Origin of the sequence: Bradyrhizobium sp. SRS-191, assembly GCF_024586915.1 — a bacterium.
GTDB lineage: Bacteria > Pseudomonadota > Alphaproteobacteria > Rhizobiales > Xanthobacteraceae > Bradyrhizobium.
In genome coordinates, this window is record NZ_JANBVS010000013.1 from 154,116 (window position 1) to 171,796 (window position 17,681).

The following is a 17,681-nucleotide window of genomic DNA, read 5'->3' on the forward strand; positions in this document are numbered from 1 at the left end:
ATTGCGGCCGCCTCTGCGAGCCTTGGCCGCGAGATCGCTCGGCTCTCGCCATAGTCGATCTCATTGCGGCGCGGCTGCGCCATTCTTTGTCCCGATCGATGGCGACGCGCGCCGGTATGATCATGGCGCGGCGTTGCCGATGAGCGTCACCAGAGCGCCGTCGCGTGTCGCGCAGAGGGCACATTGATCTCATCGCGACTGCGACATGGCCGCCAGCAACCAAGACGAGTAGTTCGCCCCGCACCGCTTGTCGCCGCTTCGCTGTCGAGTCGCGAAACTGCCTATGACAAAGGATGCATCCGCATCTCGCCGCGACGCGCAGCGTCTTCGTTCGTCGACGAACGATTCCGGCAGCGGCGCACTCTGCGACGTAATCATGTCGGGCATCGCTGGTTTTCGCCTGAATTCTGCATCTTCGATGCAACAGTCAAAACGGAATTGTTAACGGCGCATCGTCGCGATCCGCATTCCGCAGCAATGACATTTTTCAATTCAGATCGCGACACAATCTGACCCTCCTGATGCGGCCGTCGTTTGTTGCGGCACGTGTTCAGGAGTTATGAGTTCGATGCGTCGCGTATTTGGCGTGTGTCTTTGCCTATCGACTTTCGCAGGTCCTACGACATCGGTCTGGGCGACTGATCTCGCCCTGCCTCCCCCGCTCCCGCCGCCGGACGTCTTCGCCTACAGGTGGAGTGGCTGCCACGCCGGCGCCAACGCCGGCATGGCGTGGTCGCGTCAGCAGCAGACCTGGAGCCAGCTCGCCAATGCCGCGCCTGCGCCCGCGCAGCCTGCGCCACAGCCGGCCGGCAACGCCAACAACCCGCCCGTGGTGAAGCCGCCGGTGGTTGCAAATCCGGCGCCGAACCCGCCGCCGCCGAACAACCCTGGCGGGAACAACGGCGGATGGAAGCCGCCGCCGAAGCCGCCGGGCAAGCCCCCGATCTGTGAGCGCAACGACAAGGGCTGGTGGCAGCCCGGCAAGCCCTATCACGGCGACAAGGACCACGACTGGGCGAACGGCAAACCGTCCTACAAGCCCGGTCACGATGGTGACCATCATTGGCCGCAGGTCGGATCGAAAGGCGGCGACAACAAGTCGTCCTGGCCGGCGCAGGCGTCGTACAAGAACGACAAGGATAAGAACGACAACTACAAGGACGTCAAATACAGCGACAACTGGTTCGGCAAGCATCACGACGACGATCATGACAAGTCGGGCGGCTGGTCGCAGCTGCACTCGAACGGCTATTCCGACCGCTCTGCCTGGCTGCACCACGACAAGGACGACGACAAGAAGGGCGGCAGCTTCGGTGGCAAGAAGGATGATGCCGACAAGCCCGTCTCTTACGGCTGGTCGAAGCAGCCGGCGAAGGGCGGATATGACAGCTACGCCTGGATGAAGCCGGATCATCACGACGACGACAAGCATGGCGGCGGCTACGGCTGGGGCGGCAAGCCGAAAGACAATGATGACGGCAAGGGCGGCTATGGCGGCAAGCCCGACAAGGATCATTGGGAGCAGCACGGCAACAACGGATGGCCGTATCATCCGGACAAGCCGGGCTGGCCGCCGAAGAATCCGCCGCCGAAGGATGGCGGCGGACAGAAGCCGCCGCCGCAGGGCAACAACAACCCGCCGGTCCAGAATCCGCCTGTGCAGAATCCTCCTGTCCAGAATCCGCCCGTGGTCGGTGGCGGGAATATCGCGCCGCTGCCGGTCGCGGCCGTGCAGATCCCGACCGCCATCTCCAGCAATGGCAGCGATGTCGTCGGCGGCCTGCAACTCGGCTGCGACTATCAGCTCGACCGCTTCGTCGTCGGCATCCAGGCGATGGCCGATCTCGGCAACATCAACGTGACCAATCCGCTCGCGCCCGGGCTGACGCTGAGCACGCGCACCAGCAACCTCTATACGGCCACGCTTCGCGCCGGCTATCTGGTCACGCCGGAGATCCTCGCTTATGTCCGCGGCGGCGCGGCGTGGACGCGCACCAACGTGGCGGTCACCAACACCGCCACCGGACAGTCCGCCAGCGTTGCCTTCAACCGCAGCGGCTGGACGGTCGGCGCCGGCGTCGAGTGGATGTTCGCGCGCAACTGGTCGGCGTTCGCCGAATATGACTACGCCGATTTCGGCACGGCCACCGGCACGCTGCCCGGAGCTGCGGCGATCACCGGCGGTCCGAACGTGGTCAGCCAGAAGACGCAGCTCCACACGGCGATGATCGGTGTGAATTACCGGTTCGAGATGCTGTCGCGCGGCGGACGCTGAGGGACGGATCGGACACCATCCTGCAAGACGAGAGGCCGCCCGGTCATCCCCGGGCGGCCTTTTTGTTTCGCGTGCGCCGTCTGGTATTGAACGTTTCGACGGCGCGCAGGGACAAAAGGGTCCAGTCGTCCACGGAGAACCGGATGAAGATCGTCTCACATGCGCTGCTGGCCGGCTGCGCCATCCTGCTCGCGATGTCCGGCGCCCGCGCGCAGGCGCCGCTCGTGGACGAGGCGGCGGCGCCGAGCGAGCCGTATCAGGGGCCGTTCGCCTATGACGAGGAGCAGACCGTGGTGGCGCGGTCGCCCGGTCAGGCTGTCGCATTCGATCTGCCGGCGGGGCTCTCCTTGCGCGACTATGAGGCCTCGCCGACCGGCAGCGAGGTGGCGGTGATCGTCGAGGATGCCGCGCGGCGCCAGCAGGTGGCGTTCTGGGCGTTCGGTCCGGATGGCTTCTCGCGCCGGATCGACGTGCCGGCGCAGACGCGGCTCGCCTCGATCACCTGGCATCCGCAGGGCAAGGCGGTGTTCCTGCTGGCGACGAGCGATCGCGGATCGCAGATCCTCAAGCTCGACGCCAGGGCGGCGAGCTTCACGGCGCAGACGGTGTATTCCAGCGTGGCGTCGTTGCGGCGGCTCGTGGTCGGTCCGCGGCCGTATGAGGTCAACGGCGAGAAGGCGCCGGTGCTGCGCCTGTTCTTCGGCGAGAAGCTCTCAAGCGGCGCTTACGCCTTGCGTACGGTCACCGAGACCGGCAAGGGGCTGTACACCGTGGTCGGGCCGCAGCGCGATGGCGGCAAGAAGGACGACGACGAGACGCCGAACACGACCATCGCTCCCTCGGCGCTGCCGCTGCAGTTCCATCCGGCCGGCAATCAGCTGATCTGGGAAGACCAGAAGAAGTGCCTGCACAAGCTCAGCTACGATGCCGACAATTGGGGCAAGAGCGTGCCGTTCGGCCGCGATTGCGGCCATACGCTGACCTACACGCCGAACGGCATCGCCACGATCGACTGGCAGCCGGGTCAGCCCGGCGTCCGCATCAAGGGCCTGATCGACGGCTCCGACCAGCCGGCGCTCGGCGACTACAAGCTCGATTCCGTGCCGTCGCAGATGCCGGACGGCCGCGGCGTCATCGCGCTGACCGCGAGCGGGACCACCAGGAGCCTGCGCTATCTGCCGATCTCGGTGCCGCTGGCCGATGTCGCCAATGCCTGGATGTACATGGAGAGCGCGGCCGACCAGCAGGCCTTCCTGCGCGATCGCGCCTTGTTCCGGCCGCTGCCGGCGATGGATCAGCTGTTCAAGCTCTACGACACCGAATCCTATCAATGCGGCGCGCCCGACACGCGGGTGCCGACGCGGCCTTATTTCGTCACGACCGACCTGTTCTGGGAATTGTACAGCGCGGCGTTCGACGGGCTGTTCATCATCCTCGAGCGCGAGCAGGCGGGACCTGCCTTCGCGCGCTTCGTCGCCGCTGCCGATGCGGAGCTTGCCAAGCGCCATCCGGGCAGCCGCATGGCCAAGGCGTTCGCCGCGGCGCATGCGGTGCTCGAAGGTCGCAGCGAGTCCAATGCGGAAGCGCGCCTGATCGTGGCGGCCCGCGGCTCGGAGCAGTCGCTGGCGCTCGAGGGGCCGCTCGACTTTGCGCAGTTCAAGCCGCGCGGGCACTACACGACCGATGCGCAGAAGCGCTATTTCGGCGCGGTGCGCTACCTCAGTGCGCTGCCGCTGTCGGCCGAGGACACCGCGATGCTGCGTGGCCTCGATGCGGCCGTCGGCAAGGCTGCGACGGACTGGATCGCGGTGTACCGGCCGTTCATCGCCTCGTCGCGGCTCGATCTGGTCTGGGGCGGCGCCGCCTCGACGATCGCCTCGCATCCGGACACGCGCGGCACGCGGCTGTTTCCGCTGTCCTGGGGCTGGGACAATGAGGCGCTCGACAATGTCGTCGATCATGCCGAGCGGCCGGAGGCCGAGCGCATCAAATCCCGCGACGGTGGCTCGCGCCTGTTGCCGTCGGGTCTCGACTTCGCCGCCATCGCCGGCAACCGATTGGCGGGCGAGTTGCTCAGCCGCGACATCGCGAGCTATCCCAATCTCGGCAACCGCATCGCGGCGGTGCGGCAGCGCTTTGCAGCTGCCGGCGGCAAATCGCGCAGCGGTCTCTACGATGCCTGGATCGCGGCGCTGGCCACGCAATGGGCCGACAGCACGACGACATCGGAGGTCGCGGGGCCGGTGTGGAACGCCAAGCGCCTGCAGACGGGCCTCGCTTCCTGGGCGACGCTGCGCCACGCCACGGTGCTGGTCAACGACAAGACCGTGGCCGAATGCGGCGAGGGCGGCTTCGAGGCGATCCTGATGCAGCCGCCGCGCGGCTATGTCGAGCCCGATCCCGCGAGCTTCGCGGCGATCGCCGATCTGTTCGAGTCCACCATCGCGATGGTGCGGGACAGCCGCACGATCGCGGCGGATCCCGCAGCCAGCGGGCGGCTGCGCGACGGCATCATCCGCCGCCTGACCGAGTCTCGCGACAACATCCGGAAATATCAGCGTATCGCCGAGAAGGAGTTGAAAGGCGAGACGCTGAGTGCCGAGGACTACAAGCTCATCCAATATGTCGGCCGGGCCGCCGAGCACAATTTCCTGATCTTCTCCAGCCTGTCGAACCCGCAATATGCGCTGTCCAACCCCGATCCGATGATGAAGGTGGTCGACGTCGCCGACGCGCCAGGGGGAACGCGCGAGCTCGGCGTCGGCCGGCCGCTCGAATGGGACCAGATCGTTCCGCACAACGGCCGCTCGGAGATCGTCAAGGGCGGCGTCTACTCCTACTACGAGTTTGCCTCGCCGCAGCCGCTCGATGATGCCCAGTGGCGCAAGATGGTCGATGCGCAGCCACGGCCGGACTGGGTCGCGCGGCATCTCTCCGCGAACGCGCTGTCGTGTCCGGCGCGTCAGCCGTGATGCGTGCCCTGCTGGCGCTGCTGCTCACGTTGGCCGGCGTGGCGGCGGCACAGGCGGCGGATGCCGATACAGCGCGGCTGCTGTTCACCGGCGACATCATGCTGTCGCGCCAGGTGGCGCGGGAGATTGCCGCGCGGGGCGGCCTGTCGCCGTGGCATGGCCTGCGCGACGTGCTGCGGAGCGCCGATCTCGTCGTCGGCAATTTCGAGGGCACGGTCGGCGGAGCCGACGCGTGCGATGCGCCGAAGGAGCTGTGCTTCGCGGTCGATCCGCACCTCGTGCCGCTGCTCAAGGACGCCGGCTTCACGGCGCTCGGCATCGCCAACAATCATTCGAGCGATCTCGGCGCCGCCGGGCGCAAGGCGACGCGCGAGGCGCTGCAGGCCGCCGGGCTCGGCGCGATCGGCTCGGCGGAGTCTCCGGCCTTCGCCAAGGTGGGTGGCCGCACGCTGGCGCTGATCAGCCTCAATCTCGTTGCTGGCCGCGACGGCCAGATCGACCGCGTCCCGTCCTGGCAGGTGGCGCAGCAGCTGCGGCTGGCGCGCGCGCTGGGAGACTGGGTGATCGTCTCGGTGCATTGGGGCAAGGAGCTTGCCGACTGGGTGGTGCCGGAGCAGGAGGCCGCGGCAAAATGGCTGGTCGCGCAGGGCGCCGACCTGATCATCGGCGCGCATCCGCATGTCGTGCAGCCGCCGGCCTGCGTCGACGGCAAGCCGGTGTTCTACTCGCTCGGCAACCACGTGTTCGACCAGAAATATCCGCAGACCAAGCGCGGCCTGATCGCTGATTGCGAGATCAAGGGCGATCGACTGACCTGCGGCGGTCTGCCGACCAGGACGCCCGATGGCTCGGCCTATCCCGCCTGGGCGGCGGCGCAGGACCAGCCACCGGCTACGCTCGCGCAATGCCCCGTCAAGGCAAACGCGCCGCTGCGCGTGGCGGGCCAGGCGATCGGTCCCTGGATCCGCGACGGTGAGATCGCCTCGGACCGGCTCGTGCTCGAAGGCCGCGGCGAGGCGAACCGCTGGCGCACGCCGCCGCGCGCGCTGCTGTCAGCCGAGGCCGGACGTCTCGTGGCCGATCAGCCGCCGCTGCTGTTCACGCTCGAGCGCCATGCCTCGCCGATCGACGGCGAGGACGGCCCGCGGCCCTACGTCTACGAGGTCACCGCCCATGGCCTGGTGGCGAAATGGCGCGGCTCGGCGCTGGCCTGGCCGCTGCTCGATGCGGTGCTGATCGCCGATGACGCCGGGCAATCCTATCTGTGCGCCCTGCATCGCGGCGATTCCTTCATCATGCTGGATACGGCGAAGCCGTCAGCCACGCGGACGCAGGTCTATGCCTGGAACGGCTTCGGCTTCACCGGCGTGAACGACGACGCGCTTGCGGCGCGTTGCGCGGGGCGCTTCGACCTCGGCGGCTGAGCAGGCATCCGCGGCTTGGATCGCATCGTCGCGGCGACAGCGATCTGGACGGAGCGCGTCACGCGCCGGCTTTGCCGTCGTCGAGCAGCTTGGCCACGCGACGCAGCGCGAGCTGATAGCCTTGAGTGCCCAGGCCCGCGATCACGCCGTCGGCGCGCTTGGAGACGAAGGAGTGGTGGCGGAATTCCTCGCGCTTGTGCACGTTGGAAATGTGCACCTCGATGACTACGCCGTCGAACGCGTTCAACGCGTCGAGGATCGCGACCGACGTGTGGGTGAACGCGGCCGGATTGATGACGATGCCGCCGGCGGTCTCACGCGCCTCGTGGATCCAGTCGATCAGCTCATATTCGCGGTTCGACTGGTGGAAGCGGATCTCCAGCCCAAGCTCGGTCGCGAGCGACCGGCAGTCCCGCTCCACATCGGCCAGGGTCTCATGGCCATAGATCTGCGGCTGGCGCTTGCCCAGCAGGTTCAGGTTGGGGCCGTTGAGAACGTAGACGAGGCGGCTCATGCGAGAACTCCAATCGGCCGGGGCGCAAGGACCTTCACCGCCTGCAGCTTAAGGACGGGTTTCGGATTGCGCGATGGCGCTCGAGGCCGACAATTGCATCAAGTGGGGGCCGTCTGCCAGCGCCTTTCGCGGGGCAGGGGATAAGTCGGCCGCCCCTGAGCGTCTCGATCGGCACCCTGAACGAAAAGAGCCCCGCCGGTCGGCGGGGCCCTTGTCAGCTGCGGTCAGGGAATTTGCCGTCTGCCCGACGTGGCGGCTCAGCTGGCGCGGACAGAGCCGAGGAACTTGCTCACCTCGTCCTTGAGCCGGCCGCTGTCCCGCGACAGCAGCTTCGCCGCCGACAGCACCTCGGAGGAGGCTGTGCCGGTCTGTGTCGCGCCGCGCTGGACGTCGGTGATGTTCGACGAGACCTGCTGCGTGCCCTGGGCAGCCTGCTGCACGTTGCGTGAGATTTCCTGCGTCGCGGCGCCCTGTTCCTCGACCGCGGCCGCGATCGTCGCCGAGATCTCCGACAGCCGCTCGATCGTGTCACTGATCTCGCGGATCGCGGCGACCGACTCCTGAGTCGCGGTCTGAATGCCCGCGATCTGCTGGCCGATGTCGCCGGTCGCCTTCGCCGTCTGCTCGGCGAGCGCCTTGACCTCGGTGGCGACGACGGCGAAGCCGCGGCCGGCATCGCCGGCCCGCGCGGCCTCGATCGTCGCGTTGAGCGCGAGCAGATTGGTCTGGCCGGCGATGCTGTTGATCAGCTCGACGACGTCGCCGATCCGCGCCGCGGCCTTGGAGAGCTCGCCGACGCGGCCCGTGGTGCTCCGCGCCTGGGTCACGGCCTCGTTCGCCATCTGGGCGGATTGTTGCACCCGGCGGCTGATCTCGGTGACCGACGACGCCATTTCCTCGGTCGCCGACGCCACCGATTGCACATTGGTCGATGCCTGCTCCGAGGCGACCGCCACCGTCGTGGCGAGCTTCTCGGCCTGGTCCGCGGTCGTGGTCAGCATGCCCGCCGACGTCTCGAGCGTGTGCGAAGCGGCCGAGACCGTCTCGACGATGCCGCCCACCGAGGCCTCGAACTGATCCGCCATCACGTTCATGGCCCGCCGGCGCTCCGCATCCGCGGCCGCCTGATCCTCCGCACGCTGGGCGATGCTGCGCTTGAGGTCGCCCTGCATCGCCTTCAGCGATGTCGCGAGCGCGCCGACCTCGTCGGCCTGCTCGATCGTCAGGTTCTGGTTGAAATCGCCCTTGGCGATGCCGTTGGCGAAGACAGCGCAATCCTGGATCGGACGAGCGATGCTGCGTGCCGCCACGGCGATCAGGAAGATCGCGAGCGCGGTGATCGCGATGCCGACTCCGAGCTGCCAGACCGTGTTGGTGGTGGAGCGGCCGCTGAGCGAGGCGTCGAGCTGCTGCGCCGAGGCCAGCACGACATTGCGCGGAATCGAGATCACGACCGACCACGGCGTGTCGGTCAGGCCGAGACGGATCGGCGCGTAGATGTCGATGTTGGCGACGTTGGGATCATCCTGAACCGTTCCCTTGCCGCTGCGGACGATGGCTGCGCTGTCGGCCCAGCGCGGATCCGCTGCCGCCGCACCCTTGCCGATGACGTCATGATCGGCGCTGTCGGCAACGACGAGGCCGGTGTCGTTGAGGATCACGACCTTGCCCTTGCCGCCGAACAGCGAGGCGTTCATCTTGGTCGCGAGCGTCTGGACGAAATCGAGATTGTAGTCGGCGCCGGCGAGGCCGCGGAATTTGCCGTCGATCATCACGGGCACGGACATCGTGGCCAGAAACACCGGCTTGCCCTGAACGATGTAGGGCAGCGGTCCGAGGATGTTCTCCTTACCCGTGCTGCTTGGGTTGATGTACCAGGCGCCCTTCACGAGGCCGTTCTGATGACGCTCGCTGCTGTCATATTCGACCAGCGGCTGGACTGCGATGGCGCCGCCGGCGCTGCGCGTCCAATACGGCAGGAAGCGGCCGGTCTGATCGGAGCCGGCCTCCTTGCGTCCCTTGAAGGCGGCGTCATTGCCGTCGAGCGCGCCGGGCTCCCAGGCCGAGTAGGTGCCGTTGAAAGCCGGGTTGAGCTCCAGCACGCGGCGCAGAACGGCGTTGAGCTGGGTGCGGCGCGTAGCGGCGTCGATCCCGCTCTTGTCGTCCGCCAGCACCGCGAAGGAATGCGCCATCGTGCGGGCCGCATCGAAGCCGACCTCCAGCTCGGCCTTGATGACGTTGGCCTCGGCGGCCGCCCGGTTCATCAGGCTTTCCTTGGTCTGTTGATCGACCAGCTGCATCACCTCGCGGTTGACGAACTGATTCATGCTCTGCGTCGAGAACAGTCCATAGCCGATCAGGACGACGCAGGTGAGGACGAGGCAGACGCCCGCGATCAGGGCGATCTTGGTCTGGATGGAGCGGATGGCCGCAAAGGATGTCAGTCGCATGGTTCTCTCTCTCTTGATCTTCCGTCGCGTGACCGAACCTTGGCGGGTGCGACGGGCGCATGCGGGAACCATCCGGAACCGGGATTAACGCGCTTTGAGGAACTCCGCCCGTAGATCAGTTCGCCCCTTCGTTTCGCGCGCCTTGTGTCGCAGCCTTGCGACACCCGGTAATCATCCGGAAACGCGAAGGTTGCGGCAATCATATGATACACGCAAACGGGGGTGGCGCTGCCGCAGGCGATGTGTTGCGGCGAATCGTTCGCAAGGCCGGCTTGCCGCCCGTTGCTTGACCTCGGTCAAACCGGAGTGCTGTATTGGCCCTAACATAGCGCCAAACAAGACTGCGGCTGGGAGAAGGCCAGGAGGAGTGACATGCGGCCCTCGCGCGGGAGTGCGCATTCCGATCGCGTGCTGGATGCTGTCGCCAAGGGCGAGTCCAAAGGAGACGCCAAGGGAGACGCCAAGGCCGATCTCAAGGACGATGCCACCAGCAGTCCGGCGGTGTCGGCGCTGGCGGCGTCATGGCGCCGCTCCGGCCATCTTCATGCGCTCGATCCTGCGGCACATGCGCCTCCCCCTCGCTTGACGGCGATGGAGATTGCGGTGGCGCGCGAGCGTGTCGGGCGGCTGCTGGCGATCGCGCAGGCGAGCCTCGACCGGCTGTTTCACGCCGTCGGCGGCGTCGGCTGCTCGGTGCTGCTGGCCGATGCCGACGGCACCGTGCTCGACCGCCGCGGCGCCCGCGGCGACGACGCGACCTTCGAATCCTGGGGGCTGTGGACCGGCGCGGTGTGGAGCGAACGCCATGAGGGCACCAACGCGATCGGCACCTGCCTGGTCGAGAAACGGCCGCTGACCATCGACCGCGACCAGCATTACCTCACCCGCAATTCCCGGCTGTTCTGCACGACCGCGCCGATCTTCGACGAGCATGGCCAGCTCAGGGCGGCGCTGGACGTGTCGTCGTGCCGGACCGATCTCACCGAGGGCTTCGGCCGCCTGATTGCCACCACGGTGGCCGATGCAGCGCGCCTCATCGAGGCGGAGAATTTCCGCCAGGCGTTTCCGCAGGCGCGCATCGTGCTGACGCCGGATACTGAGCGCGAGATCAACTCGCTGCTCGCGGTCGACAGCAACGATCTCGTGGTCGGCGCCACGCGCGCGGCGCGCCGCGTGCTCGGTCTGTCGCCGCAGGCTCTGGCGCGCCCGGTGCCGGCAAGCGACCTGATCAGGGGCGCGCGCAGCGTGAGCGACGACATCGATGCGGCCGAGCGCGCCGTGCTGACGCGTGCGCTGGCGCGCGCCGGCGGCAACGTCTCGAAGGCCGCCAAGGAGCTCGACATGTCGCGCGCCACGTTGCACCGGAAGATGAAGCGGCTCGGGCTCGAGCGCTGAGAAACGATTTGCCGGCGACCTTGTCGCAGAACTGCGACACTTCCGGCGACGCGCCGCCGCCGCCCACTGGTCTGCAAACCCTGTTTGACGGAGCCTCTCCCCAACGCCGTGTGCATCGGCGTGTATGGGAGAGACAAATGACCAAGGTTGACGTCCATGCGGCGCTCAAGCCGCCTTTCGCTGCGCGTTACGACAACTTCATCGGCGGCGCCTGGAAGGCGCCCAACGCCGGAAAATATTTCGACAACATCTCGCCGATCACCGGCCAGCCGGTGTGCCAGATCGCGCGCTCGGATGCCTCCGACATCGAGGCGGCGCTCGATGCAGCGCATGCCGCCAAGGACGGCTGGGCGCGCACCAGCGTCACCGAGCGGGCGCTGATCCTCAACAAGATCGCCGATCGCATGGAGGCCAATCTCGACAAGCTCGCGCTCGCCGAGACCTGGGACAACGGCAAGCCGATCCGCGAGACCACCGCGGCCGACATCCCGCTCGCGATCGATCACTTCCGCTATTTCGCCGGCGTCATCCGCGCCCAGGAAGGCTCGATCGCCGAGATCGACCACGACACCATCGCCTATCACTTCCATGAGCCGCTCGGCGCCGTCGGCCAGATCATTCCGTGGAATTTCCCGATCCTGATGGCGGCCTGGAAGATGGCGCCCGCAATCGCCGCCGGCAATTGCGTGGTGCTGAAGCCGGCCGAGCAGACCCCGGCCTCGATCCTGGTGCTGATGGAGATCATCGGCGATCTCCTGCCGCCCGGCGTGCTCAACGTCGTCAACGGCTTCGGCCTCGAGGCCGGCAAGCCGCTGGCGTCGTCACCCCGCATCGCCAAGATCGCCTTCACCGGCGAGACCTCGACGGGGCGGCTGATCATGCAATATGCCTCGCAGAACCTGATTCCGGTGACGCTCGAGCTCGGCGGTAAGTCGCCGAACATCTTCTTCAAGGATGTCTGCGCGGAGGATGACGACTTCCTCGACAAGGCGATCGAAGGCTTCGTGATGTTCGCGCTCAACCAGGGCGAGGTCTGCACCTGCCCGAGCCGCGCGCTCATTCACGAATCGATCTACGAGCGCTTCATGGAGCGTGCCTTGAAGCGGGTCGGGGCGATCGTGCAGGGCAGCCCGCTCGATCCGGCGACCATGATCGGTGCGCAGGCCTCCTCTGAGCAGCTCAACAAGATCCTGTCCTACATCGACATCGGCCGGAGCGAGGGCGCGCAGCTCTTGATCGGCGGCGAGCGAAACGTCCTCGGCGGCGATCTCGCCGGCGGCTACTACGTCAAGCCGACGGTGTTCAAGGGGCACAACAAGATGCGCGTGTTCCAGGAGGAGATCTTCGGGCCCGTCGTCTCGGTCACGACCTTCAAGACCGAGGACGAGGCGCTGGCGATCGCCAATGACACGCTCTACGGCCTCGGCGCCGGCGTATGGAGCCGCGACGCCAACACTTGCTACCGCTTCGGCCGCGCGATCCAGGCCGGCCGGGTCTGGACCAACTGCTATCACGCTTATCCGGCGCATGCCGCGTTCGGCGGCTACAAGCAGTCGGGCGTCGGCCGCGAGACCCACAAGGTGATGCTCGATCACTATCAGCAGACCAAGAACATGCTGGTCAGCTACAGCCCGAAGAAGCTCGGCTTCTTCTAAATCATGATCCGGAAAAGTGCGCTGCGGTTTTCCGAGAAGATCTGCGCAGACAACAACCTAAAGCGCGATGACGATTCATCCTGATCTCATCGCGCTTTAGAGCTGGGAGCCGGGCCGGTCGGGCATGAGCGCCCCGACCGGCCCGTGCGCCTGTTCATGTCGATGCAGAGCCGTCGCATTTTGACCAGCGCAGTTTTGTGTTCGTCTCTGCCCACGGAGTAACTAACGGTCAGTATCGTCCACTGGGATAGCTCTGCCTCTCCAAATGCGATAGCACTGTATGTTGTTGGGGCGCGTTGCGGCTTCCAACCCGTTAGCCCAGTTGTGCCAGCAGTGCCTCGCGCGCTTCGGAAATGCGCCGGTAGAGTTCGTTGCTGCCGCCGGCATCGGGATGGGCTGATTTCGCGAGCCTCCGGAAGCCCGCGTTGATCTCCGTCGCCGTCAGGCGGCCCCGCAGCGGCAGGTCGAGCAGCGCGCGATGGGCCTCGTCATCCTCGTCCCGCGTGAGCTGATCCAGCAGCGCGCGCCGTGCCGCCCGTGCGGCGATGCGCAAGCCGTCCTGATCCTCGCGCCAGCGCTGCTGTGACATCACGAGGCAGGCGCCGAATGCAATGCGGCCGTCGGCCTCCAGCGCGTCGAGGCTGAACGGCCCGACGACCTCATAGGGCGGCGCGAGTGAGACGAGCCGGCCCGTCGCAGCATCGATCACGGGTCCAAGCCGGACCGTATCGACGATCCCCATCGACCCGTTCCAGATCACCCATTCCACGGCGCTCGTCATGCGGCCACTCACGTCGATACGGCGCCCGGCCGCCGCGATCCTTTCGCGCGCAGGTCAGGCCGGCGTCCGCGCCGGCTTGACCGGCCCGACATCGACCTGGATCTCGTCGCCTTCGACCTGCAGCGGATAGGAATGCAGCGCGTTGCGGACGAGATGCGTGACACACTTGCCGCTCGCGCCGTCAAATCCCCATTGATGGTGCGGGCAGGTGATCGTCTTGCCGTCGAACGTCGCCTCCGCCAGCGGCACGTCGGCATGCGGACAGCGGCCGCGCCAGGCCGTCAGTTGGCCGCCCGCCGGCCACAGCAGGAGCACGCTCTTCTTGCCGACCTGATACAGGCCCATGCCGCCTTCGGAGATGGCGCTTGTCGGACAGACTGCAGTGAAAGCCATCGGATCGTCCGTTGCTGATGCCGTCGAACAGGCTCTCGCAAGTTCCGGACCAGCGGAAACAGCGCTCAAAACGGCGCCATCAGGCGGATCGTTGTCGCAAACGCGACAAGCGCTGTCGCTCGACCCCGACGGCGAAACGCCGCCCGGGAGGGCGGCGCTGCTGTCGTCGCGCGATCGCAATGCGGCTTGATGCGCGAGTCTATTCCTTGCGCTCGGACGTCCAGCCCTTGTACTCGGCGACGTTGTCGCGCGTGATCAGCTTCGACGGCAACAGCTCGACGGTGGAGGCGGGCTTCTGGCCATTGAGGAGGCCGACGCCGATCTGCACCGCGCGGCGGGCCATGAAGAACGGGTCCTGCGAGGCCGAGGCCTGGATCTGCTTGGTCGCGGGATCCTTCAGCGCGGCCTCGATGTCCGGCGCGCCGTCGACGGCGGTGATGATGATGCCGGTGCGGCCTTGCTGGCGGGCGGCGAGATCGGTGCCGATCGCCTGGGGATCGTTGATCGCGAAGATCGCGTCGATCTTCGGGTAGCGCGTCAGATAGCCCTGCGCCACGGTGAGGCCGCCCTCGCGCGAGCCCTTGCCGTCCTGGTCGCTCGACAGCACCTTGATGCCGGGCGTTTTGGCGAACACGCTCTTGCAGCCGTTGACGCGATCGATCACCGCCGACACCTGCGGGCCGTTCTGGATGATCACGTCGCCCTTGCCGCCGAGCTTGTCGACGATGTACTGGCACGAGATCTCGCCGGCCTGGACGTTGTTGGTTGTCACGGTGGCGTCGGCGCCCTCGGCCGCGGTGTCGACCGCGACGACGAGGATGCCGGCGGCTTGCGCCTTCTTGATCGCGGGACCGATCGCCTTGGGGTCACCTGGGTTGAGCAGGATCATGTCGACGCCGGCGGCGATGAAATTGTCGATCTGGGTGACCTGCTTGCCGAGGTCGTATTCGAAGCCGACCGCGGTGATCTTGACGTTGGGGTTGGTCTTCTTGGCCTCGAACTCCGCGCCCTTCGATAGCGCGACGAAGAACGGGTTGCCGAGCGAGCCGAGTGAGACGCCGATCGATTTCAGCTCCTTGGCCGAGGACGGCGCGGAGCTCATGACAAGCGCCAGCGCAGCACCGGCGAGCGAAATGGTCTTCAACATTGGTTTCCTCCCTGGTCCTTTTTGAAACCCTGCGCACGGCGGACCAGCGGCCGTGGAAGAACGATGAGGCAGGCCGCCGGCCGCGGCCCGCCGGTTGATCTCACGTGCGGGCCGAGCCCTGCAGCCGGTAGCGGTCGAGCGCGACGGCGCCGATGATGACGAGACCCTTGATGACGTACTGCCAAATGTCGGAAACGCCGACCAGAATGAGCCCGTTCGACAACACGGCGATGATGAGCGCGCCGACCAGTGTGCCCCAGATCGAGCCGATGCCGCCGACGAAGGAGGTACCGCCGAGGATGACCGCGGTGATGGCGTCGAGCTCATAGGATTGGCCGAGCTGCAGGCCGTTCGCCGCATAGAGCCGCGCGGCCTGCATGCCGCCGCCGAGGCCGGCGAGCAGGCCGGACATGCCGTAGACGAAGATCAGCACGCCCCAGACCTTGATGCCGGCGAGCCGCGCCGCGCTCTCATTGCCGCCGACCGCGTAGATGTGCACGCCGAGCACGGTGCGGCGCAGGATCAGCCACGAGCCTGTGATGACGAGCAGCGCGATCACCGACAGCCACGGAATCGACAGCACGCCGGGAATGATCGTCAGCGAGGCGTTGCCGATGAAGGCGTAGGGAATCGACGGATTGAACACGGTGGTATCGGCGCCCATCAGGCGCGCGAGACCGCGCACGGCCGTGAGCGAGCCCAGCGTGACGATGAAGGGCGGCAGCCTGAGCAGCGCGATCAGCGCGCCGTTGACGAGGCCGAAGGCGAGGCCGGTCAGCACTGCGGCCGGCAGCCACAGCGCGCCGAGCTCGGGCATCTTGGAGAGCGTGAGGCCTGCCATGGCGGCGGCGGCGAGAATCGAGCCGACCGAGAGATCGATACCGCCGGTCAGGATGACGAAGGTCATGCCGGCCGCGAGCACGGTGTTGACCGCGGCCTGCTGCAGCACGATCCCGAGATTTTGTCCGGTGAAGAAGCGCCCTTCGGACAGCATGTGGAAGCCGATGCACAGGATCAAGAGCACCGGCAGCATGCCGGCCGCGCGGATCATCAGCCGCAACCGTTGCTGCTTGGTGTCGGACGCGGACGGTACCGTCGCAACCTTGCTCTGCGCTGGCGCGGCGTTGGCTTGAGCTGAACTGTTGTCAGGCATCGACATGCTCCGTCCCCGTGGCCAGCGCCATGATGTCTTCCTGGGTGATGGGTGATGCCGCGCTCTGGTGCAGTTCGCCTGCGAGATGTCCCTCGCGCATCACCAGCACGCGGTCGCAGATGCCGAGAATCTCCGGCAGGTCGGACGAGATCACCAGGATCGCGGTGCCGGCCTTGGCGAGATTGTCGATGATCGAATAGATCTCCGACTTGGCGCCGACATCGACGCCGCGCGTCGGCTCGTCCAGGATCAAGACCTTCGGCGCGGTCGCGAGCAGCCGCGACAGCAGCACCTTCTGCTGGTTGCCGCCCGACAGGCCGCCGACGGTGACGCCGGGATTGGGCGCGCGGATGCCGAGCGCGCTGAACGCCTCGTCGGCGCGGCTTCGTGCCTTGTCGCGGTCGAGAAGGCCGCCGAGCCGTGCGTCGCGGCCGATCACGGCGAGGTTGATGTTGTCGGCGCAGGACATGTCGAGGAACAGGCCGAGCGCCTTGCGGTCCTCGGTGAGATAGGCGATGCCGGCATCGAGCGCATCGCGCGGCGTCTCGATCGCGATGCGCTCGCCGTCTAGCTCGAGATGTCCCGTGGTGTTCGGTGTCGCGCCGATGATGAGATGCGCAAGCTCGGTGCGCCCGGCGCCGATCAGTCCGGCGAGGCCGACGACCTCGCCGGCATGCACCGTGAGCGAGCAGCCCTTGACGCGATGGCCGTCGCCGAGATCGACCGCTGTCAGCACGGCGCGGTCGCGCTTGGCATGCGGGTCGTGGTCCTTCTTGTAGAACGACGAGACATCGCGTCCGACCATCATGCGGACGATGCTGTCGGCGCGGATCTCCGGTCTGTCGAGCGAGCCGACCAGCCGGCCGTCACGCAGCACGGTGACGCGGTCGCCGAGCGCGTAGACCTCGTCCATGCGGTGCGAGATGTAGATGATGGCGAGGCCTTCGCTACGCAGCTGGCGGATCAGCGCGAACAGCTTCTCGCTCTCTCCGGCGGACAGCGAGGTCGTCGGCTCGTCCATGATCAGGATCTTGGAACGCGCATGCAGCGCGCGGGCGATCTCGACCAGCTGGCGTTGGCCCATCGACAGTTCGGCAACCAGCGTCGCGGCCGAGAAATCGGCGCCGAGCCGCTGCAGGATCGGTCCGACGGCGTCGCGCATCGCTTGGCGCGCCAGCAGGCCCGATTGTGACAGCTCGCGTCCGAGGTAGATGTTTTCGGCCACCGTCAGGTTCGGGGCCAGCGACAACTCCTGGTAGATGATCGCGATGCCGGCGTTGCGGCCGCCCATCGGCCCTTCGATGCGCGCCACCTGGCCCTCGATGCGGATCTCGCCGCCGGGATCCGGGCGATAGGCACCCGACAGGATCTTCATCAATGTGGATTTGCCGGCGCCGTTTTCGCCCATCAACGCATGGACTTCGCCGGCGTAGACGGTGAGGTCGACCTTCTGCAGGGCTTTGATGGTGAAGAATGACTTCGACACCCCGCGCATCTCGAGGATCGGACCGTTCATCGTGCC

12 protein-coding genes are annotated in these 17,681 nt (G+C 66.9%); 5 read left to right on the plus strand and 7 right to left on the minus strand.

Annotation, left to right across the window (positions count from 1 at the left end; translation table 11 throughout):
• Positions 1-724: 724 nt before the first annotated feature.
• The 3 genes from NLR35_RS22850 to NLR35_RS22860 all read left to right on the plus strand — a co-directional run bounded on the left by NLR35_RS22850 (position 725) and on the right by NLR35_RS22860 (position 6,671).
• The gene (locus tag NLR35_RS22850; RefSeq protein WP_257168781.1) at positions 725-2,275 is read left to right on the plus strand and encodes an outer membrane protein; all 1,551 of its coding nucleotides are present in this window, start codon (positions 725-727) and stop codon (positions 2,273-2,275) included.
• Between the two features lie 143 nt (positions 2,276-2,418).
• Entirely contained in the window at positions 2,419-5,247 is a 2,829-nt protein-coding gene (locus tag NLR35_RS22855; RefSeq protein ID WP_257168782.1) for a DUF3160 domain-containing protein, read from the plus strand.
• Complete coding sequence (locus NLR35_RS22860) at positions 5,226-6,671, plus strand: CapA family protein (RefSeq protein ID WP_257168783.1); 1,446 nt, start codon at positions 5,226-5,228, stop codon at positions 6,669-6,671. The genes NLR35_RS22855 and NLR35_RS22860 overlap by 22 nt, the downstream gene beginning before the upstream one ends.
• A gap of 58 nt (positions 6,672-6,729) precedes the next feature.
• Here the strand turns inward: NLR35_RS22860 and aroQ are convergent, their stop codons facing one another.
• Together aroQ and NLR35_RS22870 are read right to left on the minus strand one after the other, a co-directional pair.
• Complete coding sequence (gene aroQ / locus NLR35_RS22865; RefSeq protein WP_257168784.1) at positions 6,730-7,185, minus strand: type II 3-dehydroquinate dehydratase; 456 nt, start codon at positions 7,183-7,185, stop codon at positions 6,730-6,732.
• Between the two features lie 257 nt (positions 7,186-7,442).
• Positions 7,443-9,635: a methyl-accepting chemotaxis protein gene (locus tag NLR35_RS22870; RefSeq protein WP_257168785.1), complete on the minus strand. Its 2,193-nt coding sequence runs from the start codon at positions 9,633-9,635 to the stop codon at positions 7,443-7,445.
• A 372-nt stretch (positions 9,636-10,007) separates the two neighbouring features.
• On the opposite strand from NLR35_RS22870, the gene NLR35_RS22875 reads away from it, so the two are divergent.
• Both NLR35_RS22875 and adh read left to right on the plus strand, forming a co-directional pair.
• Positions 10,008-11,030: a helix-turn-helix domain-containing protein gene (locus NLR35_RS22875; protein WP_257168786.1), complete on the plus strand. Its 1,023-nt coding sequence runs from the start codon at positions 10,008-10,010 to the stop codon at positions 11,028-11,030.
• A gap of 137 nt (positions 11,031-11,167) precedes the next feature.
• Positions 11,168-12,685 (plus strand): aldehyde dehydrogenase, encoded by a 1,518-nt coding sequence (gene adh / locus NLR35_RS22880; RefSeq protein ID WP_257168787.1) that lies wholly within the window; start codon positions 11,168-11,170, stop codon positions 12,683-12,685.
• 313 nt (positions 12,686-12,998) lie between these two features.
• On the opposite strand, the gene NLR35_RS22885 is transcribed toward adh, so the two are convergent.
• The 5 genes from NLR35_RS22885 to NLR35_RS22905 form a co-directional block, all read right to left on the minus strand.
• On the minus strand, positions 12,999-13,466 hold the full coding sequence (locus NLR35_RS22885) for a J domain-containing protein (protein WP_257168788.1): 468 nt from the start codon (positions 13,464-13,466) through the stop codon (positions 12,999-13,001).
• 54 nt (positions 13,467-13,520) lie between these two features.
• Positions 13,521-13,859: a Rieske 2Fe-2S domain-containing protein gene (locus NLR35_RS22890; protein ID WP_257168789.1), complete on the minus strand. Its 339-nt coding sequence runs from the start codon at positions 13,857-13,859 to the stop codon at positions 13,521-13,523.
• 199 nt (positions 13,860-14,058) lie between these two features.
• Entirely contained in the window at positions 14,059-15,006 is a 948-nt protein-coding gene (locus NLR35_RS22895) for an ABC transporter substrate-binding protein (RefSeq protein WP_257168790.1), read from the minus strand.
• Between the two features lie 100 nt (positions 15,007-15,106).
• Positions 15,107-16,159, minus strand: a complete 1,053-nt coding sequence (locus NLR35_RS22900) for a ribose ABC transporter permease (protein WP_257168791.1) — start codon at positions 16,157-16,159, stop codon at positions 15,107-15,109.
• On the minus strand, positions 16,152-17,675 hold the full coding sequence (locus NLR35_RS22905; protein ID WP_257168792.1) for a sugar ABC transporter ATP-binding protein: 1,524 nt from the start codon (positions 17,673-17,675) through the stop codon (positions 16,152-16,154). The genes NLR35_RS22900 and NLR35_RS22905 overlap by 8 nt, the downstream gene beginning before the upstream one ends.
• Positions 17,676-17,681: the final 6 nt, after the last annotated feature.